The following is a 25,102-nucleotide window of genomic DNA, read 5'->3' as shown; positions in this document are numbered from 1 at the left end:
GATCGGCTGCTTCGGCGGGCAGGATCCATCAGAGGTCGTCGCCGCCCTTGCTGAGGTCGTCGTCGACTTCGGCCGCGGCCCACTCGAGCGCCTCGCGCTCCTTGCGCTCGCGTTCCTGCTTGTCGATCTCGTCGATCATGCTGTGGTCGACCTTGCGGTCGGCGATCTCGCGCAACGCGAGCACGGTCGGCTTGTCGTTGTGGCCGTCGACGGCCGCCGTCGCGCCCTTCGCGAGCTGGCGCGCGCGCCGCGTCGCCATCAGAACCAGCTCGAAGCGGTTGTCGACCACCTCGAGGCAATCTTCCACGGTGATCCGTGCCATTCTTGCTCTCCGCTGAAATTTGAAGCCAATTCATGGCTTTACGATCGGTCATTCTAGCGCCACGAATTGCTGCGGTGCAATCTCCCGCTGAACGGGGTAAAAACCGCGGCGCCGGGGCATGGGTGCATGCCCGCATCGAATTCGCGTAGCCTTGCAACGTGGAAAGGAATACCCACGTGCTGCGGAGCCCTGCGTCCGCGCCCAAGAGACCCGTGATGTCCCCGACTCCGACCGCTGCCCACCTGCGTGCGGGCCTGATGGCCTTGTGCGTCGCTCTCCTCGCCGGCTGCACGGTCGCCAAGCCGCGCACCGACGATCCGCTCGAGGGCTTCAACCGCAAGATGTACGCGTTCAACGACGCCGCGGACAAGGCGGTCATCCGTCCGACCGCGATGGCGTACCGCAAGGTCACGAGCGCGAACATGCGGCGCGTGATCGCGAACTTCTTCGCGAACATCCGCATGCCGATCACGATCGTCAACGACCTGCTGCAGGTCGAACCGAAGGCCGCGCTGCGCAACACCGGCCGCTTCGCGATCAACACGACGCTAGGCTTCGTCGGCCTGTTCGACCCGGCCAGCGAGATGCAGCTGCCGCCGCAGGAAACCGACTTCGGCGTGACGCTCGCCAAGTGGGGCCTGCCCGAGGGACCGTACCTCGTGCTGCCGCTGATCGGCTCGACCTCGGCGCGCGACGTCTGGCGCCTGCCCGCCGACCACTACCTCGACCCGCTCGGCTGGTACGCCGACCACCGCGACCTCAAGTTCCACGCCGAGCAGTTCCCGAGCCTGATGTACCTCGTCACGCTGCGCGCGCGCGGCATCGAAGCCGAGGGCCTGCTCGAAGGCGTGTACGACCCGTACGTGTTCTACCGCGACGCGTACCGCCAGCGCCGCCTGTACGACATCTACGACGGCCAGCCGCCGGCCGAGGTGATCGAGCAGATGCAAGGCACCGGCGACGTCGACGTCGACCAGTTGCTCGAAGAGCAGCAGCAGTACGAGAAGAAGAACGGCGGCGGCAACTCGCCGTGAGGCGACGCGCGTTCGCGTCATCGTAGGCCGGACGCGCGAAGCGCGGCCGGCGTCGTACGCACTGGCGCGCCGAAGAGCATCGCGGCCTTCCGCCGCTCCCGCAATCGCAAGGCCCGCGCCGAGGCGCGGGCTACAGGCCGAGCAGGGCTTCGGTATCGCTGAGGTGCGCGAGCGCGACGAGCCCGGCCGGCGCGCCGGTCAGGCGCAGGCGCGCACCGACGCGACGCAGCTGCGCGGCCCAGTCGAGCAGGACCGCGAGCGTCGCGCTGTCGACCTGCTGCAGGCCGGCGATGTCGAGTTCGACGTCGCTGCCGCCGGCGGCGAACTCGCGCCAGCGCCCCGCCGCGCCGGCGGCCTCGTGGAAGCCTAGCCGCCCGGCCAGCCGCGCGCGGCTCGCGTCGATGCGCTCGATGCGCGGTTCGCCCGTGCCCATCAGCCGCCCTTCTGGTCCTTTTCCATCGATTCGAGCACCTTGTCGCCCTGCGTCTCGAGGCGCGCGATCAACGCGTCGAGGCTCGACTTCTGGATCTCGGCGCCGACCTGGTTGCGGTAGTTGGTAATGTAGGAAATGCCTTCGATGATGACGTCGTAGGCCTTCCAGTCGCCTTCCTTGGTCTTGCGGAACGCGTAGTCGACCGCGAGCGTCTTGCCGTCGTCGAGCACGACTTCGGTGCGCACGATCGAGCGCTTCTCGCTGAGCTCCCCCTTGCTCGGCAGCACGCGCACCCGGCCACGCGTGTAGTTGAGCAGGCCTTCCGCGTAGCGGTGCGCGATCGAGTTGTAGAACGCCTTGGCGAAGCGCGTGCGCTGCTCCGGCGTCGACGTGCGCGCGTACTGGCCGAGCACGAGGATCGACGCGTAGTCGATGTCGAAGCGCGGCAGCAGGATGCCGTCGATGACCTTGATCAGCTTCTCGTGGTCGTTCTTGAGTTCGGCCTGGTGGCCCTCGATCGCCTTGCCGAGGTCGTCGGCGATGCCCTGCACGACCGCGTCCGGCGTCGGCGCGTCGGCGCGAGCAGGAACGGTGGTGGCGACACCGAGCAGGCAGGCGAAGGCGAGGCCGAACATGCGTAGCAACATGGGTATCACTCCTGAGGGCTTGGGCGGGGCGGATCGGTCGCGCGGATCACGGCTTGGGTGGTTCGGTCGTAGCCGGCTTCGACGCGTCGTTCGCCGGCTTCTGCGGCGAACCGTTGACGAGGAACTTGCCGATCAGGTCTTCCAGCTGCATCGACGACTGGGTCAGCACGAACTCGCCGCCGTCCTTCATCATGTCGGGCGAGCCGCCCGGCTGGATGCCAACGTACTGGTCGCCCAATAAACCGCTGGTGAATATCGCGGCCGCGGAATCGTCGGGGATCTCGCCGTAGCGCTTGTCGATCGAGATGCGCACGATCGCGTCGAGCTTGGCCGGATCGAGCGTGATCGATTCGACCGAACCGATGCGCACGCCGGCGAGCTTCACCGGCGCGCGTAGCTTGAGCTGACCGATGTTGGTGAAGCGTGCCTTCAGCGCGTAGCTGTCGCCCTGGCTGAAGTTCGCGACCGACGTCGTCTGCGTCGCGAGGTAGGCGAGCGCGGCGAAGCCGAGCAGGATGAACAGGCCGGTGCCGATCTGGTACGAACGTCGTTGCTGGGTCATGGTTGCTGTCCGGAACTCGAGCAAAAAGCCTTCGACACGAAGAACGCGTAGAGCACGAAGGAAGCGATCCTTCCGATCCCGCATTCGGCCGACCGATTCGACCGCACGTCGCCGAACGACGAACCGGGCCAATCGACCATGTGTTCCTACTTCGTGTCCTTCGTGTCCTTCGTGTTTCAATCTTTACGCTTCACATCCGCGATCACATCAGGAACGCGGTCATCACGAAATCGAGCGCGAGCACGACGATCGAGGAGAACACGACCGTGCGCGTCGTCGCGTAGGCGACGCCTTCGCTGGTCGGCGGCGTCGTGTAGCCCTGGAACACCGCAATCAGCGACACCACCGCGCCGAACGCGACGCTCTTCCAGACGCCGTTGACGACGTCCTTCCAGACGTCGACGCTGGAGGTCATGTTCGACCAGAACGTGCCGTTGTCGAGGCCGAGCCAGCTCACGCCGACGAGGTGCGCGCCGAAGATGCCGAGTGCGTTGAACACGCACGCGAGCAGCGGCATCGCGACGATGCCGGCGATGAAGCGCGGCGCGGCGACGTAGGCGAGCGGGTCGACCGCCATCATCTCCATCGCGGCGAGCTGGTCGGTCGCGCGCATGAGGCCGATCTCGGCGGTGATCGAGGTGCCGGCGCGGCCGGCGAACAGCAGCGCGGTGACGACTGGGCCGAGTTCACGGTAGAGCGACAGCGACACGACCGTGCCGAGAGCGGCGGTGCCGCCGAAGATCGACAGCACGTAGTAGAGCTGCAGTCCGAGCACCATGCCGACGAACAGGCCGCAGGTCATGATGATGACCAGGCTCATCGCGCCGACGAACCAGACCTGGCGCACCGTCTCGCGGAAGTGGCGCAGGCTCTTGGGCACCGCCGCGAGCACCTGCAGCAGGAACAGCCCGCACGCGCCGACCTGCGCGAGCGCGTCGCCGAGCATCGACGGCCGGCGCTCGGCGCTCATGCGGCACCGCCTGCGGTGGCGGGAAAGCCGAGGTCGAGCGCGTAGTCGCGCGCGGGGTACTGGAACGGCACCGGGCCGTCCGCCTCGCCCCCGAAGAACTGCCGCGTCCACGGCGAATCGGCGCGCGTGAGCTCGTCCGGCGTGCCTCGCGCGACGACCTTGCCGCCGGCGATGAGGTAGACGAGGTCGGCCGCGCGCGCGACCGCGGCGAATTCGTGCGCGACGAGGATGCTGGTGATGCCGAGCGTGTCGTTGAGCGTGCGGATGAGCTTGAGCACCTGGTTCAGCGCGATCGGATCGAGGCCGACGAACGGCTCGTCGTAGAGGATCAGCATCGGATCGCGCACGATCGCCCGCGCGAGGGCGACGCGGCGCGCCATGCCGCCCGAGAGTTCGCTCGGCATGAGGCCGGCCGCACCGCGCAGGCCGACCGCCTGCAGCTTGGTCAGCACGATGTTGCGCACGAGTTCCTCCGGCAGCCGCAGGTGCTGGCGCAGTGGGAACGCGACGTTCTCGAACACGCTGAAATCGGTCAGCAAGGCCGAGTTCTGGAACAGGAAGCCGATCTTCTCGCGCAGGTCGAACAGTTCCGAGCGCGTCAGCCGCGGCACGTCGCGACCGTCGACGCGGATCGTGCCCGCGTCGGGCGCGAGCTGGCCGGTGACGTGGCGCAGCAGGGTCGTCTTGCCGGTACCACTCGGGCCCATGATCGCGGTGATCTTGCCGCGCGGAATGTCGAGCTCGAGGTCGTCGAAGATCGTCTTGCCGTTCAGCACGGTGCGCAGGCCGCGCACCTCGACGAGGGCGGCACCGGCGGCGCTGGCGGGAGGGGTGTTCACGTGGGGCGGGCCCGTGGTCGGCGGAAACGCGGCAGAGCCGCGCGGCGCGCTACCTTAGCCGAAGCCGTGGCCGCGCAGCCAGCGGCGCTGCGCGACGTTCAATCGGCCTTCAGCAGGTCGGCGATCAGCGCCGCGTGGCGCACGGCCTGCGCTTCACGGCGCAGGCGCTGGCACGAGACGATCGCGCGCAGGTCGGCGAGCGCGTCGGCGAACTGGTCGTTGACCACGAGGTAATCGAAATCGCCGGCGTGGGCGACCTCCTCGCGCGACTCCGCCAGCCGGCGGGCGATCGTCGGCGCGTCGTCCGACGCGCGGTTGCGCAGGCGCCGTTCGAGTTCCGCGCGCGACGGCGGCAGGATGAACACGCTGACGCACCCCGGCATCGCCGCGCGCACCTGGCGCGCGCCCTGCCAGTCGATCTCGAGCAGCACGTCGCGGCCCTGCGCCAGCAGCGGCTCGACCGCGGCGCGCGCGGTGCCGTACAGGTTGCCGAACACTTCGGCGTGCTCGAGGAACAGGCCATCGGCGATCATCCGCTCGAACACGCCGCGGTTGACGAAGTGGTAGTGCTCGCCGTCGTGATCGTTCGGCCGCGGCGGCCGCGTCGTGTGGGAGATCGACAGCGCGATGCCGGGCTCGCGCTCGAGCAGCGCATTGACGAGGCTCGACTTCCCCGCACCCGACGGCGCCGCGACGATGTAGAGGCTGCCGCTCATTCGAGGTTCTGCACCTGCTCGCGCATCTGCTCGATCAGCACCTTGAGCTCGACCGCGGCGTTGGTCGTGCGCGGATCGGCGGCCTTCGAACCGAGCGTGTTCGCTTCGCGGTTGAATTCCTGCATGAGGAAGTCGAGCCGGCGCCCGACCGCTTCCTTGAGGCCGAACACGCGGCGCGCCTCGGCGACGTGCGCGGTGAGGCGATCGAGTTCCTCGTCGACGTCGATGCGCTGCACCTGCAGCACGACTTCCTGTTCGATGCGACCGGGCTCGAGCGGGGTCTTGAGTTCGGCCAGGCGCGTGTCGAAGCGCGCGCGCAACGCGCTGCGCACGTCGGGCATGTGCGCGCGCACGTCGGCGACGATGCGCTCGATCGCGTCGAGGCGCTCGCGCAGGAAGCCGCCGAGCCGCTCGCCTTCGCGCGCGCGCGCGGCGACCATCTCGTCCAGCGCGCCGTCGAGCAGGCGCAACGCGGCCTGGCGCAGCGATTCCTGGTCGGCGCCCTGGTCGAGCAGCACGCCGGGCCAGCCGAGCAGCGAGGCGAAATCGACGTGCAGCTGCGGGAACTTCGCCGCGAGCATCTGCGCGGTGTCGGCGAGCCGCGCGACGAGCGCCTCGTCGACCGCGATCTCCGACGCGCTCGCCGCAGCCGGCTTCCAGCGCAGGCCGAGGTCGACCTTGCCGCGCGCGAGCTTCGCCGCGACGCGCTCGCGCACGGCCGGCTCGAGCGTGCGCAGCTCTTCCGGCAGGCGCAGGCCGAGTTCGAGATAGCGGTGGTTGACCGAGCGCAGCTCGATCGCCAGCGAACCGTGGCCGGTGTCGGCTTCGGCGCTGGCAAAGGCGGTCATGCTACGCAGCATCGGCGGGATCCGCAGGGTACGAAAGGGGCGCAATGGTAAACTCCACGGCCCAATTGCCAAAGCGCCCCCGCATGACGGCTTCCGCCCCGAGTTCCACGCGCCCGTCCGGCCGCGCCCCCGACCAGCTGCGCCCGGTCGTCATCGAGCGGCACTACACGCGCCATGCCGAAGGCTCGGTCCTGGTCGCTTTCGGCGATACGCGCGTGCTGTGCACGGCGAGCATCGAGGACAAGGCGCCACCGTTCCTGCGCGGCAAGGGCGAGGGCTGGGTCACCGCGGAATACGGCATGCTGCCGCGCGCGACCGGCCAGCGCACCCAGCGCGAGGCGGCGCGAGGCGGCCAGGGCGGGCGCACCATGGAGATCCAGCGCCTGATCGGCCGCAGCCTGCGCGCCTGCATCGACCGCCAGGCACTCGGCGAGCGCACGATCACGCTCGACTGCGACGTGCTGCAGGCCGACGGCGGCACGCGTACCGCGGCGATCACCGGCGCCTACGTCGCGCTCGTCGACGCGATCGGCTGGCTCAAGGCGCGCCACCTGCTCAAGCGCGACCCGCTGTTCGGCGCGGTCGCCGCGGTCTCGGTCGGCATCGTCGACGGCACGCCCGTGCTCGATCTCGACTACGCCGAGGACTCGGCCTGCGACACCGACATGAACGTCGTCATGAACGACGGCGGCGGCTTCATCGAGCTGCAGGGCACCGCGGAAGGCCACGCGTTCCGCCGCGAGGAACTCGACGCGCTGCTCGCGCTCGCGTCCAAGGGCGTCGCGGAACTGTGCGCGCTGCAGCGCGAAGCGTTGGCGCGCGGCGCATGAACCGGGCCGTCGCGCAGGTCGCGCTGCTCGTGCGCGACTACGACGAGGCGATCGCGTGGTACGCCGACGCGCTCGGCTTCGTCCTGCTCGAGGACAGCGACCTCGGCGGCGGCAAGCGCTGGGTGCGCATCGCGCCGGCGGCCGATGCCGCATTCGCGCTGCTGCTCGCGAAAGCGGCGAACGAACGCCAGCTCGGCGCGGTCGGCGACCAGCACGGCGGCCGCGTCGGCTGGTTCCTGCACACCGACGACTTCGCGCGCGACCATGCGCGCCTCGCCGCCGCCGGCGCGCGCTTCGACGGCGCTCCGCGCCACGAGGCGTACGGCACGGTCGTCGTGTTCACCGACCTCTACGGCAATCGTTGGGACCTGATCGGGCCACGCGCGTGAACGCATCCTCCCGCCTCGTGCTCGCCAGCGGCAACCGCGGCAAGCTGGTCGAGATGCGCGAGATCCTCGCCGGCCTCGACCTCGAGCTCGTCGCGCAGTCCGAACTCGGCATCGCCGACGCCGACGAGATCGCGACGACGTTCGTCGAGAATGCGCTGCTGAAGGCGCGCCAGGCCGCCCGCGCGTCCGGCCTGCCCGCGCTCGGCGACGATTCGGGCCTGTGCGTCGACGCGCTCGGCGGCGCGCCCGGCCTCTATTCGGCGCGTTACGCGGGCGCGCACGGCGACGCCACGACGAACATCGCCAAATTGCTCGACGCGCTGCGCGACGTGCCGGATGACGAGCGCACGGCGCATTTCCACTGCACGATCGTGCTGCTGCGCTCCGCCGACGACCCCGCGCCGCTGGTCGCCGAAGGCCGCTGGCACGGCCGCATCCTGCACGCACCGCGCGGCAGCGGCGGCTTCGGCTACGATCCCGTGTTCCTCGACCCGGCGCTCGGCGCCGGCGCCGCCGAGATCGATCCGGCGACGAAGAACCGCGTCAGCCATCGCGGCCTCGCACTCGCTCGCCTGCGCGAGCTGCTGGCCCGCTGACGAAGCCACCGAGGCCTACAATGCAGGCATGCCGCTGATCGCGCCGCCGCTGTCGCTGTACGTGCACATCCCGTGGTGCGTGCGCAAATGCCCGTATTGCGACTTCAATTCGCACGCGCAGGCCGGCGCGCTGCCGGTCGACGAGTACGTGCGCGCGCTGCTCGCCGACCTCGACCGCGACCTCGCCCACTTCGGCGCCACGCTTGCGCACCGGCCGCTGCACAGCGTGTTCTTCGGCGGCGGCACGCCGAGCCTGTTCTCGCCCGAGGCGATCGCGCGCGTGCTCGACGGCGTCGCCGCACGCCTCGAGTTGCCGCGCGACGCCGAAGTCACGCTGGAGACCAATCCCGGCACGGTCGAGCACGGCCGTTTCGACGGCTATCTCGCCGCCGGTGTCAACCGCCTCAGCCTCGGCGTGCAGAGCTTCGACGACGACAAGCTGCGCCGCCTCGGCCGCATCCACTCGGCCGGCGATGCCGAGCGCGCGGTCAAGCAGGCGCAGGACGCCGGCTACGCGAACATCAACCTGGACCTCATGTACGCGTTGCCCGAGCAGACGCTCGGCGGTGCGCTCGACGACGTCGAGCGCGCGCTCGCGCTGCAGCCGACGCACGTCTCGCATTACCAGCTCACGCTCGAACCGAACACGCTGTTCGCGGCGAAGCCGCCGCCGCTGCCGGACGAGGACGGCGCGTGGGACATGCAGGAGGCGTGTCAGGTCGAGCTCGCCGACGCGGGCTACGCGCAATACGAAGTCTCCGCCTACGCGCTCGCGGGACGGCGCGCGGCTCACAACCTCAACTATTGGCGCTTCGGCGACTACCTCGGCATCGGCGCCGGCGCGCACGGCAAGCTCAGCGACGCCGCGCACGCACGCATCGTGCGCACGGCCAAGGTGAAGCTGCCGCGCAGCTACCTCGATCGCGCCGCACGGCGCGAAGCGTTCGGCACGCAGGCCGACGTCGCTGCGATCGACCTGCCGTTCGAGTTCATGATGAACGCGCTGCGCCTCGAGGAGGGCGTCGACGCGGCGCTGTTCGGCGAACGCACGGGGCTCGCGCCCGCCGCGATCGCGACGCAGCTCGCGCAGGCGCGCCAGCGCGGCTGGATGGTCGAGGACCCCACGCGCCTCGCCGCGACCGCGCTCGGTCGCCGCTACCTCAACGACGTGATCGGCGCGTTCCTGCCCGAACCGACGGCGTAGGGCGGCACGCGCGGCGTGCCGACACGCCGCGATGCACGATCGACCACCGACACCGGGAATCCGCCATGCTCGAAACCATCGTCATCCACTGCCCCTACTGCGGCGAAGCATTCGAGACGCAGGCCGACACCTCGGCCGGCGCGCAGCGCTACGTCGAGGACTGCGCGGTCTGCTGCCGGCCGATCGAGGTCGCGATCGAGGTCGGCGACGACGGCGAACTGCTCCACGTCGGCGCCGCGACCGACCGCGATTGAACCCGCCCCGACGCACGACTACACTGCGCGCCGCCTCAGGTGCCCTGCCCGCTACGCGCGCAGGGTGAAACGGGAAGCCGGTGGAATGCCGGCGCTGCCCCCGCAACGGTAAGCGAGTCACGCCCGATCTCATGCCACTGTCGCGTCGCGACGGGAAGGCGATCGGGCCGATGCACCGGGAATTCCCGGCGCGTCACCCGCGAGCCCGGAGACCGGCCAGGGGTTCGCGCCTCCGCGTGGAGCGGAGGCGCATGGCTCCAGCGTTGCGGCGGGCAACGGACGGGCATGGACGTCTGGACGTCCGTGCGTCCTCCTCTCGCAGCCCTGGTCACGCGGGTGTGCGAAGGAGATTGACCATGTTGCGTGTTTCCGTTCTTTCGATCGCGGTGTCAGCCGCGCTGTGCGCGAGCGCGCATGCCGACGATGCCGGCGAGTTGCAGCCGACCGTGCAGGTGACCGCGTCGCGCGTCGCCGAGACCGTCGACCAGACCCTCGCCGACGTCAGCGTCGTCACCCGCCAGGACATCGACGCGAGCGTCGCGCGCGACGTCTACGACCTGCTGCGCCTCGAGGCCGGCGTCGACCTGTACCGCACCGGTGGCTCGGGCCAGCAGACCTCGCTGTTCCTGCGCGGCACGAATTCGAACCAGGTGCTCGTGCTGATCGACGGCGTGCGCGCCGCCGCGGCGACGACCGGCGCGTTCGCGTTCGAACAACTGCCGCTCGACGCGATCGAACGCATCGAGATCGTGCGCGGCCCGCGCGCGAGCTACTGGGGTTCGGACGCGCTCGGCGGCGTCATCCAGATCTTCACGCGCAAGCTCGAAGGCCCGCGCGTCGCGCTGTCGTACGGCAGCTACAGCGACGCCGACGGCAGCGCCGGCATCGGTCATTGGGACGGCGCGAACGGCTACAGCATCCAGGTCGGCGCGCGCCACGTCGGCGGTTTCTCGGCGACCAACCCGGGCATCTGCAACGGCCCGGACGACCCGTACTGCAGCTACGACCCCGACGACGACGCCTACCGCAACGCCAACCTCGTCCTGCGCGGTGCGCACGAGTTCGGTGGCCAGCTGCTGTCGGCGTCGCTGTACCGCAGCCAGGGCCAGTCGCAGTTCGACCAGGGCTACACGGACATCATCGAACAGACCGAAGGCGTGAACCTCGCCGGCGAACTCGCGCCGGGTTGGAACCACACCCTCGCGCTCGGCCACGCGCGCGAGGACCTCGACACGCCCGCCTACGGCACGCTGTACCGCACGCGCCGCACGAGTCTGCTGTGGCAGAACGAGTTCCGCCTCGACGAAGCGCAGCGCCTCGTCGCGGGCGTCGACTTCGCGCACGACGAAGGCGAGACGCGCGACACCTTCGCCGGCACCGCGCGCTACGACGAGAGCCGCAACAACAGCGCGCTGTTCGGCGGCTGGCGCGGTGCGTTCGGCGCGTTCGACGCGGAGCTCTCGGCGCGCCACGACCACAACAGCGATTTCGGCGGCTCGACGACCGGCTCGCTCGCGTTCGGCTGGCGCGCGAGCGACGCGCTGCGCGCGTACGCGAGCTTCGGCCAGGGCTTCCGCAGCCCGACCATGAACGAGCTGTACGACCCCGGCTACGGCGGCTATTACGCGGGCAACCCCGAGCTCGACCCCGAGCGCTCGCGCAGCAGCGAACTCGGCATCGAGTTCACGCCCGCGACGAACCAGCGCCTTAAGGCGAACCTGTATTCGAGCCGCGTCAACGACCTCATCAGCTTCACCGGCTTCCAGAACCAGGCGATCAACATCGCGCACGCGAAGATCGACGGCGCCGAACTCGGCTGGGACGCGACCTTCGGCGCGTGGTCCGCGCGCGCGACGTACACCTGGGAAGACGCGCGCAACGGCGACACCGGGGCGCGCCTGCTGCGCCGCGCGCGCAACAAGGCGTCGGCGATCGTCGAGCGTGCGTTCGGCGCGCGCTTCAGCGCGGGAGCCGAGGTGCAGTACGCGAGCCGCCGCGAGGACATCGGCAGCGTCCAGCTGCCCGCCTACGCGCTGCTCAACCTGCGCGCGCGCTACGCGCTCGACGACGCCTGGACCCTGAGCGCGCGCGCCGAGAACGTGACCGACCGCGACTACGAGCTCGTGCACGGCTACAACACGGCCGGCCGTTCCGGCTGGCTCGAAGTGACCTGGCAGCCGCGCACCCGCTGAACGAACGCCCCTGTTCGCCCGCACGCGCGGCGTGCAAGAATGCCCGCGACGCCGGCGCAGCAGCGCTGGCGATGGGGGAGCCGGTGCTCGGCGCCGGCTCGACCGCGCGCAGGCGCGGCGCAGGCGAATGGGGACGTTCGGCGGATGACGAGCGGCGGGCGAACGCCAGGCGGCAACGGCAGCGGCACACAGGGGCGGCTGCCCGTCCTCGGCCGTCGTTCCGACCTGCCGCCGCGCGTGCGCAACCTGCTCGAAGGCCTGCAGCAGCATGCCGCCGGCTGGTTCCAGCCCGCGCTCGCGCGCGCGCTGACCGAGATCGACGGCAGCCTGTTCCGCATGGCGGAGCGCTCCGGCAACAGCGCCGAACAGCAGCGCCGCTTCGAGGCGATGCGTGCGTTCAAGCAGGCCGGCGCGAGCGTGCAGCAGCGCTTCCAGGATCACCTCGAAGCCGATCTCGCGCGGGTGCGCGACGTCGGCCCGGCCGCGCACGAGCCCGCGTCCGACGCGGCCGGCTCGCTCGAACTCGTCGACTCGGCGGTCCTCGAGGAGGATCTCGGCCTGCAGGAAATCGCCGGCAAGGCGGACATCCGCAACAGCCAGGCCTTGCACGCCTACACGCATCGCTTCGCGGTCGTCGCCGGCAGCGCAGTGCCCGCGACCGAGGCCGTGCCGCTCGGCCCGACGCGCGTCGCCGAAGCGTTCCGCTACGCGCTGCGCGACGTCGAACTCGACCTCGAGCATCGCCTGTTCGCGTTCCGCCAGTTCGACCGTGCGGTGATGGCGACGCTCGCGCCGTTCTACGACCGCGTGAACACCTGGCTCGGCGGCCAGCGCGTGCTGCCGAACCTGCAGCATCCGTCGTTCCGCCGGCCCGATATCGCGCACGCGTCGGACGAGCCGCCGCAGGCGGCGGAGCCCGCCGATGCGCCGGCGGGCGAACCCGCGGCCGCCGCGGCCGCCACGCAGGAGCCGCCCGACGGCGAGCTGTTCGGCACGCTGCGCGACCTGCTCGGCGCCAAGCGGCGCGCGGAGGGCACCGCCGGCCCCGGTTCCGCCTCGTACGCCCCGGCCAGCCGCGACGACCTGCAGAGCGTGCTCGGTGCCCTGCAGCGCGCGCCGACGAGCGCCGCGCAGCAGGCGCGCTACGACAGCGAGCACTTCAAGAACACGCTGCTGGTGAAGCTGCGCCGCGCGAGCCCTGAAGGACGTCCGCTCGGCCTCGGCGACGAGGACCTCGACACGGTCGACCTCATCGGCATGCTGTTCGACTACGTCGTGCGCAACGTGCGCGAAGGCAGCGGCGCGCGCTCGCTGCTGACCCGCCTGCACGTGCCGGTGCTGCGCGTCGCGCTGGGTGACAAGAGTTTCTTCACGCGGCGCGACCATCCCGCGCGCGAACTGCTCAACACGATCGCCGAAACCGGCGCGCACTGGTTCGACGATTCCGACGCCGACCCCGACCTCGCGCGCAAGATGCAGATGGTCGTCGACCACGTCAGCGCGAACTTCGACGGCGACGTCGGCGTGTTCGACCACCTGCTGAGCGACCTCAGCAAGCACATGCAGCTGCTCGCGCGGCGTGCCGAAGTGGTCGAACGGCGCAACATCGACGCGGCGCGCGGGCGCGACCGCCTCGAGGTCGCGCGCGAAGCCGCGCGCGCCGCGGTGATCCGCATCCTGCAGGCGACGATTCCCGCGCCGCGCGTGCGCTCGCTGCTGGAACGCGCGTGGACCGATGCGCTCGCGCTCAGCGCGCTGCGCGACGGGCCGGAAGGCAGCGAGTTCAAGCGCCGCGTCGAAGTCGCCGAGAACATCGCGCGGCGCGGTCTCGAGCCGCTCGCCGATACGCCCGACGACGAGGCGGTGCGCCAGGACCTCGAAGGCGGCCTGCACCAGGTCGGACTGCACGGCGACGACGTGCGCGGCCTCGTCGACAACCTGTTCACGCGCGCACCCACGCCCGAGGCGACGGTGCAGCTGCAGCGCATCGACGATGCGCTCAAGGACAAGCCGCGCCTCGGCGGCGAATCGACGCCGGCCGCGCCGACGCGCGCGCCGCCGCCGCCGCTGTCGTCCGCCGAAGCCGAGATGCTGCAGCAACTCAAGCGCACGCCGTTCGGCACATGGTTCGAGTTCGTGCGCAACCAGCAGGGCGACACGGTGCGACGCAAGCTCGCCTGGTTCTCGCCGGTGACGGGTCGCTGCCTGTTCGTCAACCAGCGCGGCGCGCGCATCGACGACCACACGCTCGAGCAGGTCGCGCGCGACATGGCGCGGGGGCAGATCCGACCGGTCGCGTCCGAACACGGCTCGCTGATCGACCGCGCGTGGAAGGCGATCGTCGGCCTGCTGCGCACGCCCGGCGAACCGGCGCATGCGACCGCGGGAGCAGGCCGATGAACGAGAAGCGCAGGCTGCCGCGCAAGCGACCCGACGTCGCCCTGCACGTGACCGACGCGATGACCGGCGAGGTGGTCGGCCACCTCGGGAACCTGTCGCTGGAAGGCATGCTGCTGCTGGCGCAGCGGCCGATCGCCGACGACGCGCTCTACCAGTTCTCGTTCCACCTGCCCGATTCGCACGGGCGGCTGCACCCGATCGAAGTGGGCGTGCACGAACAGTGGAGCGCGCCGGGTACGATGCGCGGCCAGAACTGGGTCGGCTTCCGCTTCATCGATGTCGCGCCCGACGACGCCAGCGTGCTGCGCGACTGGCTCATGCACGCACAGGACTTCGTCGACTGACGCATGAGTGCCCCGCACGCGGCACGCGCGGGACTCAGAGTGCGACGAGGCGATCCGGATTGACGGCGTAGGCGCGCAGGAAGAATTCGACCGTCGCGCGGATGTGCGTCTCGATGTCCTGCTCGGTGAACGGGCCCGAGCAACCGCACATCAGGCGCGCGTGCAGTTCGCCCTTGAGCAATGCGAAGAACTGCGACGATGCCCGCGGGATGTCGCCGATCACCAGCTGGCCCGCCTCCACCTCGTGGCGCAGGAACTGCTGGAAACCCGATTGCACGCGCTGCGGGCCTGCTTCCCAGAACATCTGCACGAGCTTTTCCGACATACCCGTGCCCGAGTTGAGCAGGCGATGCAGCGAGATCGATTCCGGTGCGGTGACGAGCGCGAAGAACGCGCGCGCGATCGCCTCGAGCTGGCGGCGCACCGGCCCGTCGACGTCGATCTCGAACAGCGTCGCCGGCATCTGCTCCTCGCACCGCGCACGGATCGCGGCGAAGAACAGTGTCTCCTTGTCGGTGAAGTGGCTGTAGACGGTGAGCTTGGACACGCCGGCCTCGGCCGCGATCGCGTCCATGCTCGTGCCTTCGAAGCCGGTCAGCGGAAACAGCCGCTTGGCGGCGTCGAGGATGGCGGCACGCTTTTCGAGGTCTTTGGGTCGGCCCGGGCCGCACGTCTTGGCGATGGCTGCGTTCATGTCGACGAATACTAGCTGGACTACCGAGTACAGATTCCGATACTATACCCGTAAGTTTATGAATGGTGGCGATCGCGTGCGGTTTCCATGCTGGAACCCGCACGGCGTCGCCGCTCCGCCCCCGTCGGATTATGCCGCCTGACGCCTGTCAGGCGTAGGCCATGACGGGTCGGACCTGATTGTTTTCGTTCGTTTTGACAGTCTCTCGCCGCACCGTCCGGGACTCTCTCCCTCCCCCGCGACCGGACGGTGCGGTCGGGAGCTCTTGTGGCCGGGCGGTTCGCCCACATGACGGGGCGGGGCCGTCTTCTGCAAACGATCCATGGCACACGTCTTGCTGAGGTGCGACGCCATGCAACCTTTTCCTTCGTCAGTGCATCAGATGGCCGCGACGAGCCGTGGCCGAGCGATCGGAGTACAGCGATGAACTCTGCGGGATCGATGGCCGTCGGCGCGTCCGTTGCGGCAGATGACACCAGCCTCGCCTTGCGCATCGCCCAGCGTGCGTTCGCGCCGCTGCTCGAGCGCGACGTGCGGCACACGACGTTCCGTTTCGCCCAGCTGCGCAGCGGTGCGCGGCGCGTGCTGTCCGCGCTGTCCGCGGACGACCGCGTCCGCCTCACGCGCTGGCTCGCGCTGCTGTGCACGGCCGCCGCGATGGACGCACGCGAGGTCGCGGACCTGCGGCTCGCGCGCATCGATGCGGCGCTCGCGGCGGGCGTCGCGGCGGCGCAGGGGGCGCTCGGCGAGCTGGTGATCGCGACACCCGCGGGGGCTGTCGCCGCCTGACGCGCCGCGGTGCCGGTGACTTCCGGCACTTCGGGCCCCGGCGGGCGATCGCCAACGATGGATTTGCCGCGGCAGCGGCGAGTGCCTATGCTCTTGACCCTTTTTCGTTGCGACGGCAGGAAGCGATGTTGACCACCACAGAGCAGGCCCGGCAGAACATGGTCGAGAACCAGGTGCGAACCTGGGACGTGCTCGACGCGCGCGTCCTCGACGTGCTGCGCGACGTGCGTCGCGAAGACTTCGTGCCGGCGCGCCACCGCAACCTCGCCTTCGCCGACCTCGCGCTGCCGCTCGGCCACGACGAAGTCATGCTCAAGCCCGTGGTCGAAGGCCGCTTGCTGCAGGCGCTCGCGCTGCAGCCGGGCGACAAGGTGCTCGAGATCGGCACCGGCACGGGTTTTCTCACCGCCTGCATCGCGCGCCTCGCCGGCAGCGTGACCAGCGTCGAGCTGCACGCGGACTTCGCCGAAGGCGCGCGCGCTAAGCTCGCGGCGGCGCAGGTGCGCAACGCCAAGATCGAGACCGCCGACGCACTGCGCGATTTCGACAGCCATGAACAATTCGACGCCGTCGTCGTCGGCGGCGCGGTCTGGTCGCTGCCCGAGCGCGTGCGCGGCTGGGTCAAGCCCGGCGGCCGCCTGCTCGCGATCGTCGGCGAATCGCCGGCGCAGCAGGTGACCCTGTACACGCGCGCGGCCGATTCGCGCTGGAGCAGCGAGAGCCTGTTCGAGACCGACGTGCCGTACCTGCGCAACGCCGAACCGCCGCGACGCTTCACGCTGTGATCGGCCCGGAAGAACAACACTCCCCGAGGATGAACCGATGATCCGCTTTCGTTCCCTGCCGCTGGCCCTGGCGCTGAGTTTCGCCGCGGGCGCCGCGCACGCCGACGACCTGCTGCAGGTCTACCAGGAAGCCCGCGCGTCCGACCCGACGCTCGCCGGTGCCGAGGCGACCAAGCTCGCGACCGACGAGAACGTCGACCAGGCGCGCTCGCAGCTGCTGCCGCAGATCGGCGTGAACCTCGACTTCACGCGCTCGCGCGCAGGCGAGAACGGCATCACGCAGGTGCCCAACCCGGCCAACCCGAACGATCCGAACGATCTCGTCGAGGTCAACGGTTTCAGCAAGACGAGCTACACGCGCTCGACCACCGCGACGCTGACGCAGAGCATCCTCGACATCAGCAAGTGGACCGCGCTGAAGGCGAGCCACTTCACCGCCGACGCGGGCGCCGCGACCTACGACGCCGCGCAGCAGCAACTGCTCATCAACGTCGCGCGCGCGTACTTCGACGTGCTCAGCGCGATCGACACGCTGAAGTTCTCCGACGCCAACGAGAAGGCGCTCGCGCGCCAGCTCGAGCAGGCGCAGCAGCGCTTCGAGGTCGGCCTCGCCGCGATCACCGACGTCAACGACGCCAAGGCGCAGCACGACCAGGCGGTCGCGAGCGTGATCAGCAACCAGAACGCGGTCGACACCGCGCGCGAAGCCGTGCGCCAGCTCACCAACAAGGAGCCGGGCGACTTCAAGCGCCTGCGCGAAGCGCTGCCGCTCGACCATCCCACGCCGGACGACCCGGCCGCATGGGTCGACGTCGCGCTGAAGAACAATCCGTCGCTGAAGTCGTCGGCGCTCCAGGTCGACGCCGCGGATGCGAACATCAACACCGCGCGCGCCGGCCACCTGCCGACGATCACCGGCAGCCTCAGCTACGGGCGTTCGCCGAGTTGGTCGGATTCGCACTACGGCGGCCTCGGCAATGCGCACGACTTCTCCGGCGACCCGCGCTGGGGCAACACGGTGCAGCTGCAGCTCAACGTGCCGATCTTCAGCGGCGGCCTGACCCAGTCGCGCGTGCGCCAGGCGATCTACAACCGCGACTTCGCGCAGGACCAGTACGAGTTCAACCGTCGCCAGGTCGAAGCCGCGACGCGCAACGACTACCGTTCGGTCATCGCCGGCGCGAGCGAAGTCGAGGCGACCAAGGCCGCCGTCGTGTCCGCGCAGAGCTCGGTCGAGGCGACCCAGGCCGGCTACGAAGTCGGCACGCGCACGATCGTCGACGTGCTGATCAGCCAGCAGACGCTGCTGCAGGCACAGAGTGCGTATTCGACCGCGCGCCACAACTTCGTGATCAACGGACTGCTGCTCAAGCAGGCCGCCGGCGTCATCGAAGTGAAGGACCTCGAGGCAATCAACGCGCTGCTCGAGTAAGCCGGGCGACACACGTACCCGTCGAACGCCGCGCCGGCCCACGCCGCGCGGCGTTCGCGTTTCCGGGCGGCGGAACGTCTCCTCCCACGCGCGCTCGCGGCGACGCGCCGCCGCTGGCTAGCGCTGCTGCCCGCGCCCGCGCGCGGCCTTCGCGAACATGTCCTCGACGATCGCCATCGTGCGGTCGACCGCACCGCGCTCGCGCTCCATCACCGCGTGCGCGGCCTCGCCCATGCTGCGCCGCTCGACGTCGCGTGCGAGCAGGCGCACGACCGCGGGACCGAGTTCCTCGCCGTCGGCGATGCGGCGCACCGCGCCGGCCGCGATCAGGTCCTCGGTGACTTCGGCGAAGTTGAACGTCTGCGGGCCGACCACGACCGGCCGCGCGAGCGCGGCGGGCTCGAGCAGGTTGTGGCCGCCGACCGGCACGAGGCTGCCGCCGACGAACGCGACGTCGGCCGCCGCGTAGAACTCGATCAGTTCGCCCATCGAATCGACGACGAAGCACTGGCAGGCCGGATCGGCGCCGCCGTCCTCGCTGCGCGTCGCGGTGCGGAAGCCGAACGCGCGGCACGCGGTCGCGACGGGCTTGAAGCGTTCCGGGTGGCGCGGCGCGAGCAGCAGCAGCGCGTCCGGAAACCGGCGCAGCACGTCCGCGTGCGCCTTCAGCACGATCATCTCCTCGCCTTCGTGCGTGCTCGCCGCGATCCACACCGGCCGGGCGCCGCCCGCGGCGACGCGGAACGCCGCGCCGCGTTCGCGCACGCCGGTCGGCACCGCGAGGTCGAACTTGAGGTTGCCGACGATCGCGAGGCGCGACGCGTCCGCGCCGAGCCGGCTCAGGCGCTCGTAGTCGGACGCCGACTGCGCCGCGACGAAGCTCGCGCAGCGGATCGCGCGCCGCGCGAGCGGCTGGATCGGCCAGTAGCCGCGCAGCGACTTCTCCGACAGGCGCGCGTTCGCGATCACGATCGAGATGCCGCGCTCGGCGCAGGTCATGAAGAGGTTCGGCCAGATCTCGGTCTCCATGATCACGGCGAGGCGCGGCCGCACGCGATCGAGGAAGCGCTTGACCGCGGTGGTGAGGTCGTACGGCAGGTAGACGTGGAACACGCGGTCGCCAAACAGGCGCAGCACGCGGTCCGAACCGGTCGGCGTCACCGTCGTGATGACGAACTGCGAATCGCTGTAGCGGCGCATGAGCGCCTCGATCAGCGGGATCGCCGCGTTGACCTCGCCGAGCGAGACCGCGTGGATCCAGATGCTGTCGCGCACGCCGGGATCGGCGAAGAAGCCGAAGCGTTCACGCCAGCGCGCGAAGTAGCCGTGATACTTGATGCCGCGCGCCGCCAGCCGGTACACGACGAACGGCGTCAGCAGGTACAGCGTGAGTGTGTAGATGAAGCGTTGGAACACGGGCGCACGGCGAAGGAGGGTGCGGCAGTATAGCCGCGCGCCCGTCGGCCGCCGCGCGCAGGCGGTCGCGGCCGCCGCGCTGACGGCATAATCCGCGCATGCCGCAAGCCGCCCCGCCGTTCCGCACCGCCCTGCTCGCCCCGCACCATTGGCCCGCCTGGATCGGCCTCGGCCTGATCCGCCTCGTCGCGCTGCTGCCGCACGGCCTGCTGCTGCGCATCGGCCGTGTCCTCGGCGCGATCACCGCGCGCGTGTTCGGCGAGCGCCGGCGCATCGCCGCGCGCAACATCGAGCTGTGCTTCCCCGCGCTCGCGCCGGACGAGCGCGCGCGCCTGCTGCACGAGAACCTGCGCGACTCGGGCACGCTGCTGGTCGAGTTCGCGCTCGCCTGGATGGGCGCGCGCCGCGCGATCGAGCGCATCCCGGTCGTGTTCGAGGGCCTGCACCACCTCGAGCGCGCACGCGCGGACGGCCACGGCGTGCTGCTCGTCGGCGCGCACTTCTCGCACCTGGAATTGTGCGCGCGCCTCGTCTCGCAGCGCATCGCGATCGCCGGCATGTACCGCGAACACGCCGATGCCGCGTTCGAATGGGCGATCAAGCGCGCGCGCCTGCGCTACGCCGACGCGATGTTCGAGAAGAACGAACTGCGCCAGACCGTGCGCTACCTCAGAGGCGGCGGCACGGTCTGGTACGCCCCCGACCAGGACATGCGCGGCAAGGATGCCGTGTTCGCGCCGTTCTTCGGCGTGCAGGCCGCGACGATCACCGCGACGCACCACCTCGCGCGCCTGTCCGGCGCGAAGGTGATGCCGTTCTTCCACCGGCGCACGCCCGACGGCGGCTACGCGATCCGCCTCGAGGCGCCGCTCGACGCCTTCCCGGGCGACGACGTCGTCGCCGACACCGCGCGCGTCAACGCCTGCATCGAACGCATGGTGCGCGAGGCGCCGGAGCAGTATCTGTGGCTGCACAAGCGCTTCAAGACGCGGCCGCCGGGCGAGCCGGCCCTGTACGACCCCTAGCCGCCGCGTCCGCGCGCGACCCGTTGCGCAGCGCACCGCGGCGGCGGACCGCTTTCATGCCAACATGCGCACGCGCGCGGTCCGTCACGCGCGGAATGGGATGACGCGGATCGGCGTCGCATCGGCCTGACTGGGGAGGAAGGCATGGGTTTCCTGATCGTCGTGGCCGCCTGCATCGCCGGCCTGTTCGTCGGCGGCACCTTCGGCGGCAACATCGGTTTCGGCTTCTTCGGCGGACTCGCGATCGGCATCGCGTTCGCGCAGCTGCGCTCCCTGTCGGCGCGCGTCGATGCGCTCGGCAAGCAGCTCGACGCGCTGCAACGCGCGCAGGCCGCGCGCGCGGAGACGCCGCCGCGCGGCGCGGACACCGCTGCCGCTGCCGCCCGAGCGACCGCGGCCGCGGCGCAGCCGCCCGCAGCGACCGCGAGCACGGAAGCCGCGACGCCGACGACACCCGCACCCGCGCTCGTCGATCCGACGCCGGCCCCGCCGCCCCTCGTGGCGACGCCGGCCGCCACGAACACGCCGGCAACGGCACCGCCTCCGCCCCGCATCACGATACCCCCGCCGCGCAATACGCAACCCGATCCGCTGCAGCGCTTCGCCGCCTGGCTCAAGCGCTGGTTCAGCGAGGGCAACGTGCCGGTCAAGGTCGGCATGCTCGTGCTGTTCGCGGGCGTCGCCGCGTTGCTCAAGTACGCGTCCGACGAAGGCTGGCTGCGCCTGCCGATCGAGCTGCGCCTCGCCGGCGTCGCGCTCGCCGCGATCGCCGCGCTCGCGTTCGGCTGGCGCGAGCGCGAGCGCCGCAGCGGTTTCGCGCGCGCCTTGCAGGGCGGCGCGATCGGCGTGCTGCTGCTGACCGTGTTCGCCGCGTTCCGCCTGTACCACCTGCTCCCCGCCGGCGCCGCGTTCGCGCTCATGCTCGTGCTCGTCGCCGGCGCCGGTGTGCTCGCCGTGCTGCAGGACGCACTCGCACTCGCCGTACTCGGCATCCTCGCCGGCTTCGCCGCGCCGATCCTCATCTCGACCGGCAGTGGCGACCACGTCGTGCTGTTCTCGTACTACGCGCTGCTCAACCTCGCGATCTTCGCGATCGCGTGGATGCGCGCGTGGCGCGTGCTGAACCTGCTCGGCTTCTTCTTCACGTACGCGATCGGCACCGCGTGGGGCGTGCTGCGTTACGACCACGTGCTGTTCGCCAGCACCGAACCGTTCCTGCTCACCTACTTCGCGATCTACCTCGCGATCCCGATCCTCAATGCGCTGCGGCAGGCGCCGGCGCGGCGCGACGTCGTCGACGGCACGCTCGTGTTCGGCAACCCGCTCGTCGCGTTCGCGCTGCAGGCGGCGCTGCTCGACGGCGAGCGCATGCCGCTCGCCTGGTCGGCACTGGCGCTCGCACTCGTCTACGTCGTGCTCGCCGCCGCGCTGATCCAGCGCCGGCGCGTGCTCGGCGAATCGTTCGCGGTGCTCGCGGTCGGCTTCGCGACGCTCGCGGTGCCGCTCGCGCTGAGCGCACGCAGCACCGCCTGCACGTTCGCGCTCGAAGGCGCCGCGCTGGTCTGGCTCGGCCTGCGCGAGCAACGTCGCCTGCCGCGCATCGCCGGCCTCGCGCTGCAGGCGCTCGCCGCGCTCGCGTTCGCGTGGGCGCTCTCCGATGGCGCAGCGACGAACGAGACGGTCGCGATCGCCAACGGCAGCTGCATCGGCGCGTTGCTGATCGCGCTCGCCGCGTTCGCAAGCGCCTGGCTCTACCACCGCCGCGACGACGCGCGCAGCGAGCTCCGCGTGCTGCTCTACCTCTGGGGCCTCGCCTGGTGGCTCGGTGCCGGCGTGCGCGAGATCGATCGCTTCGTCGCGGCACCGCAGCGCCCGGCGGCACTGCTCGCGCTGGTGGCGCTCACCGCCGCGCCGGCCGCGTTCGCCGCGCGTCGCACGCGTGCGTTCGCCACCGCGCTCACCGCCGCGCTCGCGCTCGCCGCCGGCGTCGTGATCGCACTCGCCTTCGACGATGCCGACCTGCGCCCGTTCGCCGATTGGGGCCTCGCCGCATTCGCCGCGTACGCGCTCGCCGGCGTGTTCGCGCTGACGCAATTGCGCGAGCGCAACGACTTCACCCCGGCGCTGGCGCAGATCGGCTGGCTGTGGACCTGGACCTGCGCGGCCACCGTCGCGCTGAGCCAGTTCGCGAACGACCTGCAACTCGGCGCCGGCTGGCAGGTCGCGTTCACCGCGTCGCCCGTGCTCGCGGCGTGGGCGCTCGCGCTGCTGCGCCCGGCATGGATCGCGGCTCCGCTCGCCACGCGCTTCGCGCAATGGCGCGGCACGCTGTTGCTGCTGCAGGCGGTCGTCGCCACCTGCCTGTTCCTCGGCCTGCTCTGGCACGCGGGCGATGCCGCGCCGCTGCCGTACCTGCCCGTGCTCGATCCGGTCGAACTGGTCCAGCTCGGTGCGTTCGCGCTCGCCGCGCGCTGGCTCGCCGACCGCGATGCGCCACGCGACATCGCCGCGCGTCGCGCGCTGCTGCTCGCCGGCGGCGGCTTCCTGTTCGTGACCGCGGCGACACTGCGCGCGACGCACCAGCTCGGCGGCATCCCGTGGGACGAACACCTGTGGTCGTCCAACCTCGCGCAGACCTCGCTCACCGTCGTCTGGAGCGTGCTCGGCGTGCTCGGCTGGGTGATCGGCTCGCGTCGCGGCCAGCGCGCGCTCTGGTTCGCCGGTGCGGTGCTCATGGGCGTCGTGCTCGCCAAGCTGCTGCTGGTCGACCGCACGCACCTCGGCAACCTGTTCGGTATCGCCTCGTTCATCGCCTACGGCCTGCTCTGCACCGTGATCGGCTACTTCGCGCCGGCGCCGCCGCGCGAGGCCGGCGAAGGGGTGGCGCCGTGATCCGTGCCCTCGCCACGCTGGCCGCGCTCGCGAGCGCGTCCGCGCCCGCGGCGGACCTGCACGACTACGCCTACGCGTTCACGATCGAGACGCCCGCGGGCGTCGAGAGCAGCGCCTGGCGCGTCGACCTCGAGCCCGCGGTCTATGCCTGGCTGCACGATCCCGCGCTGCGCGACATCGCGGTGTTCAACGCCGAAGGCGAACCGGTGCCGTGCGCGCGCGTCGCCGCCGAAACGACGGCGCAGGCGCGCGAGCGTACCGAGACGCTGCCGTTGCTCGCGTTGCCCACCGACGGCGCCAGCAGTGGCGGCGGCGACCTGCGCCTGCTCATCGAACGCGACGCGCAGGGCCGCCTGCGCCGCCTCGACGCGGGTGACGATGCGGCGACGAAAGCGGGCGAGCGTGCCTGGCTCGTCGACGCGAGCGGACTCGACGGCGCGATCGAGCGGATCATCCTCGCCTGGGAGAGCCCCGCGAGCGGCGTCGTCGCGCGGTTCGAGATTTCCGCGAGCGACGACCTCGAACACTGGCAACGCGTCGGCGAAGGCAGCGTGCTGTCATTGCGCGAGGGCGACGCACGCCTCGACCGCAACGACATCGCGCTGCCCGACGTGCGCGCGAAGTACCTGCGCCTGCGCCGCGTCGACGACGGCACCGCACTCGCCGGCCTCAGTGCATCGGTGCGCGTGGTGGAGCGCGCCGCCGCGACGCCGTTGCGCCGCTGGATCGACGCACGCGCGATCGAACTGCCCGCCGACGAACGCGGCACGACCGCGCGTTACGCCTACGCGCTGCCGGCGGCGCTGCCGGTCGAGCAGGCACGCGTCGAGCTCGCGAGCGACAATGCACTCGCCGCGCTCACGCTGTCCGCGCGCGACGGCGCCGCGTGGAGCGAGCTCGCGCACTTCACCGCGTTCCGCGTGCGCTCGGGCGAACAGACGCTGCGCAACGGCGACGTCGACCTCGTCGCGGGACGCCGCCTCGACAGCTTCCGTCTCGACGCGCGGACCCCGCTCGCCACCGCGCCGCGCCTCGCCTTCGCGTTCCGGCCCGACCGCTTCGTGTTCCTCGCCGAAGGCGCCGCGCCGTACCGCCTCGCGGTCGGCAGCGCGACCGCGCGCCGTCCCGACTATCCACTCGACGCCGCGCTCGCGAGCCTGCGCGCGAGCCGCGGCAAGGACTGGCAGCCGCCGCCGGCGGCCATCGGCGCGGGCCGCGCGAGCGGCGGCGAGGCCGCACTGCAGCCGCCGCCGGCGCCGACGCCATGGCGGCAATGGCTGCTCTGGGGCGTGCTCGCGCTCGGCGCCGCGCTCGTCGGCGCGTTCGCGTTGAGCCTGCTGCGCGAGCGCAAGCCCTAGTCGCGGTGGTGGCGGGCCTGCGTTCCGCGTAGCATGCGCCGCGGCAGCGCGCGCCTCGACCGGCGCTCGCGATCGCCCTGGGGATCTTCCGTTCGACGATGCGCGGCGCACCGGTGTCGCGCGCGTGCGCG

25 protein-coding genes and 1 riboswitch are annotated in these 25,102 nt (G+C 71.1%); of the genes, 15 read left to right on the top strand and 10 right to left on the bottom strand.

Going from position 1 to position 25,102, the window contains the following annotated elements; all coding sequences use genetic code 11:
- Window positions 1–28: 28 nt before the first annotated feature.
- On the bottom strand, window positions 29–322 hold the full coding sequence (rpoZ, locus tag FHW12_RS19305) for a DNA-directed RNA polymerase subunit omega (RefSeq protein ID WP_182532695.1): 294 nt from the start codon (window positions 320–322) through the stop codon (window positions 29–31).
- 215 nt (window positions 323–537) lie between these two features.
- Here rpoZ and FHW12_RS19300 point away from each other — a divergent pair, with 215 nt between their 5' ends.
- Window positions 538–1,356, top strand: coding sequence for an MlaA family lipoprotein (locus FHW12_RS19300; RefSeq protein WP_182532694.1), 819 nt, complete (start codon window positions 538–540; stop codon window positions 1,354–1,356).
- Window positions 1,357–1,486: 130 nt separating this feature from the next.
- Here FHW12_RS19300 and FHW12_RS19295 read toward each other — a convergent pair whose 3' ends face one another.
- From FHW12_RS19295 to FHW12_RS19265, 7 genes are all read right to left on the bottom strand, one after another.
- A complete protein-coding gene (locus FHW12_RS19295; protein WP_182532693.1) occupies window positions 1,487–1,789 on the bottom strand; it encodes an STAS domain-containing protein in 303 nt (100 codons plus the stop codon).
- Complete coding sequence (locus FHW12_RS19290; RefSeq protein ID WP_428993635.1) at window positions 1,789–2,433, bottom strand: MlaC/ttg2D family ABC transporter substrate-binding protein; 645 nt, start codon at window positions 2,431–2,433, stop codon at window positions 1,789–1,791. The genes FHW12_RS19295 and FHW12_RS19290 overlap by 1 nt, the downstream gene beginning before the upstream one ends.
- 49 nt (window positions 2,434–2,482) lie before the next feature.
- Window positions 2,483–2,998, bottom strand: coding sequence for an outer membrane lipid asymmetry maintenance protein MlaD (mlaD, locus tag FHW12_RS19285; protein WP_182532691.1), 516 nt, complete (start codon window positions 2,996–2,998; stop codon window positions 2,483–2,485).
- A gap of 202 nt (window positions 2,999–3,200) precedes the next feature.
- Window positions 3,201–3,968, bottom strand: a complete 768-nt coding sequence (gene mlaE / locus FHW12_RS19280) for a lipid asymmetry maintenance ABC transporter permease subunit MlaE (protein ID WP_182532690.1) — start codon at window positions 3,966–3,968, stop codon at window positions 3,201–3,203.
- On the bottom strand, window positions 3,965–4,807 hold the full coding sequence (locus FHW12_RS19275) for an ABC transporter ATP-binding protein (protein ID WP_310735299.1): 843 nt from the start codon (window positions 4,805–4,807) through the stop codon (window positions 3,965–3,967). Before FHW12_RS19275 ends, mlaE begins: the two co-directional genes overlap by 4 nt.
- A gap of 98 nt (window positions 4,808–4,905) precedes the next feature.
- Window positions 4,906–5,523, bottom strand: a complete 618-nt coding sequence (gene gmk, locus FHW12_RS19270; RefSeq protein WP_182532689.1) for a guanylate kinase — start codon at window positions 5,521–5,523, stop codon at window positions 4,906–4,908.
- Window positions 5,520–6,383 (bottom strand): YicC/YloC family endoribonuclease, encoded by an 864-nt coding sequence (locus FHW12_RS19265; RefSeq protein ID WP_182532688.1) that lies wholly within the window; start codon window positions 6,381–6,383, stop codon window positions 5,520–5,522. Before FHW12_RS19265 ends, gmk begins: the two co-directional genes overlap by 4 nt.
- 71 nt (window positions 6,384–6,454) lie before the next feature.
- Here FHW12_RS19265 and rph point away from each other — a divergent pair, with 71 nt between their 5' ends.
- The 8 genes from rph (at window position 6,455) to FHW12_RS19225 (ending at window position 14,580) form a co-directional block, all read left to right on the top strand.
- Window positions 6,455–7,201: a ribonuclease PH gene (rph, locus tag FHW12_RS19260; RefSeq protein WP_182532687.1), complete on the top strand. Its 747-nt coding sequence runs from the start codon at window positions 6,455–6,457 to the stop codon at window positions 7,199–7,201.
- Window positions 7,198–7,590: a VOC family protein gene (locus tag FHW12_RS19255; protein WP_182532686.1), complete on the top strand. Its 393-nt coding sequence runs from the start codon at window positions 7,198–7,200 to the stop codon at window positions 7,588–7,590. Before rph ends, FHW12_RS19255 begins: the two co-directional genes overlap by 4 nt.
- Window positions 7,587–8,186 (top strand): RdgB/HAM1 family non-canonical purine NTP pyrophosphatase, encoded by a 600-nt coding sequence (gene rdgB / locus FHW12_RS19250; RefSeq protein ID WP_310735298.1) that lies wholly within the window; start codon window positions 7,587–7,589, stop codon window positions 8,184–8,186. Before FHW12_RS19255 ends, rdgB begins: the two co-directional genes overlap by 4 nt.
- Window positions 8,187–8,214: 28 nt before the next feature.
- Window positions 8,215–9,390, top strand: coding sequence for a radical SAM family heme chaperone HemW (gene hemW / locus FHW12_RS19245; RefSeq protein WP_182532685.1), 1,176 nt, complete (start codon window positions 8,215–8,217; stop codon window positions 9,388–9,390).
- 65 nt (window positions 9,391–9,455) lie between these two features.
- On the top strand, window positions 9,456–9,644 hold the full coding sequence (locus FHW12_RS19240) for a CPXCG motif-containing cysteine-rich protein (RefSeq protein ID WP_182532684.1): 189 nt from the start codon (window positions 9,456–9,458) through the stop codon (window positions 9,642–9,644).
- A gap of 19 nt (window positions 9,645–9,663) precedes the next feature.
- Window positions 9,664–9,879, top strand: a riboswitch (cobalamin riboswitch).
- A 121-nt stretch (window positions 9,880–10,000) separates the two neighbouring features.
- On the top strand, window positions 10,001–11,836 hold the full coding sequence (locus tag FHW12_RS19235; RefSeq protein WP_182532683.1) for a TonB-dependent receptor domain-containing protein: 1,836 nt from the start codon (window positions 10,001–10,003) through the stop codon (window positions 11,834–11,836).
- 144 nt (window positions 11,837–11,980) lie between these two features.
- The gene (locus FHW12_RS19230) at window positions 11,981–14,236 is read left to right on the top strand and encodes a DUF1631 family protein (RefSeq protein ID WP_182532682.1); all 2,256 of its coding nucleotides are present in this window, start codon (window positions 11,981–11,983) and stop codon (window positions 14,234–14,236) included.
- The gene (locus FHW12_RS19225; protein WP_182532681.1) at window positions 14,233–14,580 is read left to right on the top strand and encodes a PilZ domain-containing protein; all 348 of its coding nucleotides are present in this window, start codon (window positions 14,233–14,235) and stop codon (window positions 14,578–14,580) included. Before FHW12_RS19230 ends, FHW12_RS19225 begins: the two co-directional genes overlap by 4 nt.
- A gap of 34 nt (window positions 14,581–14,614) precedes the next feature.
- On the opposite strand, the gene FHW12_RS19220 is transcribed toward FHW12_RS19225, so the two are convergent.
- The gene (locus FHW12_RS19220) at window positions 14,615–15,274 is read right to left on the bottom strand and encodes a TetR/AcrR family transcriptional regulator (RefSeq protein ID WP_182532680.1); all 660 of its coding nucleotides are present in this window, start codon (window positions 15,272–15,274) and stop codon (window positions 14,615–14,617) included.
- A gap of 423 nt (window positions 15,275–15,697) precedes the next feature.
- On the opposite strand from FHW12_RS19220, the gene FHW12_RS19215 reads away from it, so the two are divergent.
- From FHW12_RS19215 to FHW12_RS19205, 3 genes are all read left to right on the top strand, one after another.
- Window positions 15,698–16,063, top strand: coding sequence for a hypothetical protein (locus tag FHW12_RS19215; RefSeq protein WP_182532679.1), 366 nt, complete (start codon window positions 15,698–15,700; stop codon window positions 16,061–16,063).
- 125 nt (window positions 16,064–16,188) lie between these two features.
- A complete protein-coding gene (locus FHW12_RS19210) occupies window positions 16,189–16,848 on the top strand; it encodes a protein-L-isoaspartate O-methyltransferase family protein (RefSeq protein WP_182532678.1) in 660 nt (219 codons plus the stop codon).
- A gap of 37 nt (window positions 16,849–16,885) precedes the next feature.
- Window positions 16,886–18,280 (top strand): TolC family outer membrane protein, encoded by a 1,395-nt coding sequence (locus tag FHW12_RS19205; RefSeq protein WP_220484543.1) that lies wholly within the window; start codon window positions 16,886–16,888, stop codon window positions 18,278–18,280.
- Between the two features lie 117 nt (window positions 18,281–18,397).
- On the opposite strand, the gene waaA is transcribed toward FHW12_RS19205, so the two are convergent.
- The gene (gene waaA, locus FHW12_RS19200) at window positions 18,398–19,696 is read right to left on the bottom strand and encodes a lipid IV(A) 3-deoxy-D-manno-octulosonic acid transferase (protein WP_182532677.1); all 1,299 of its coding nucleotides are present in this window, start codon (window positions 19,694–19,696) and stop codon (window positions 18,398–18,400) included.
- A 98-nt stretch (window positions 19,697–19,794) separates the two neighbouring features.
- On the opposite strand from waaA, the gene lpxL reads away from it, so the two are divergent.
- The 3 genes from lpxL to FHW12_RS19185 all read left to right on the top strand — a co-directional run bounded on the left by lpxL (window position 19,795) and on the right by FHW12_RS19185 (window position 24,971).
- Complete coding sequence (lpxL, locus tag FHW12_RS19195) at window positions 19,795–20,721, top strand: LpxL/LpxP family Kdo(2)-lipid IV(A) lauroyl/palmitoleoyl acyltransferase (protein ID WP_182532676.1); 927 nt, start codon at window positions 19,795–19,797, stop codon at window positions 20,719–20,721.
- 144 nt (window positions 20,722–20,865) lie between these two features.
- Window positions 20,866–23,613, top strand: a complete 2,748-nt coding sequence (locus FHW12_RS19190) for a DUF2339 domain-containing protein (protein WP_182532675.1) — start codon at window positions 20,866–20,868, stop codon at window positions 23,611–23,613.
- Window positions 23,610–24,971, top strand: a complete 1,362-nt coding sequence (locus tag FHW12_RS19185; protein ID WP_182532674.1) for a DUF3999 domain-containing protein — start codon at window positions 23,610–23,612, stop codon at window positions 24,969–24,971. Before FHW12_RS19190 ends, FHW12_RS19185 begins: the two co-directional genes overlap by 4 nt.
- Window positions 24,972–25,102 lie beyond the last annotated feature (131 nt).

The sequence above is a fragment of the Dokdonella fugitiva genome, from assembly GCF_014138265.1.
Taxonomy (GTDB): Bacteria; Pseudomonadota; Gammaproteobacteria; order Xanthomonadales; family Rhodanobacteraceae; genus Dokdonella_A; species Dokdonella_A fugitiva_A.
Note: the sequence above shows the minus strand (reverse complement) of the source record. Positions and strands in the feature narration are given on the sequence as shown.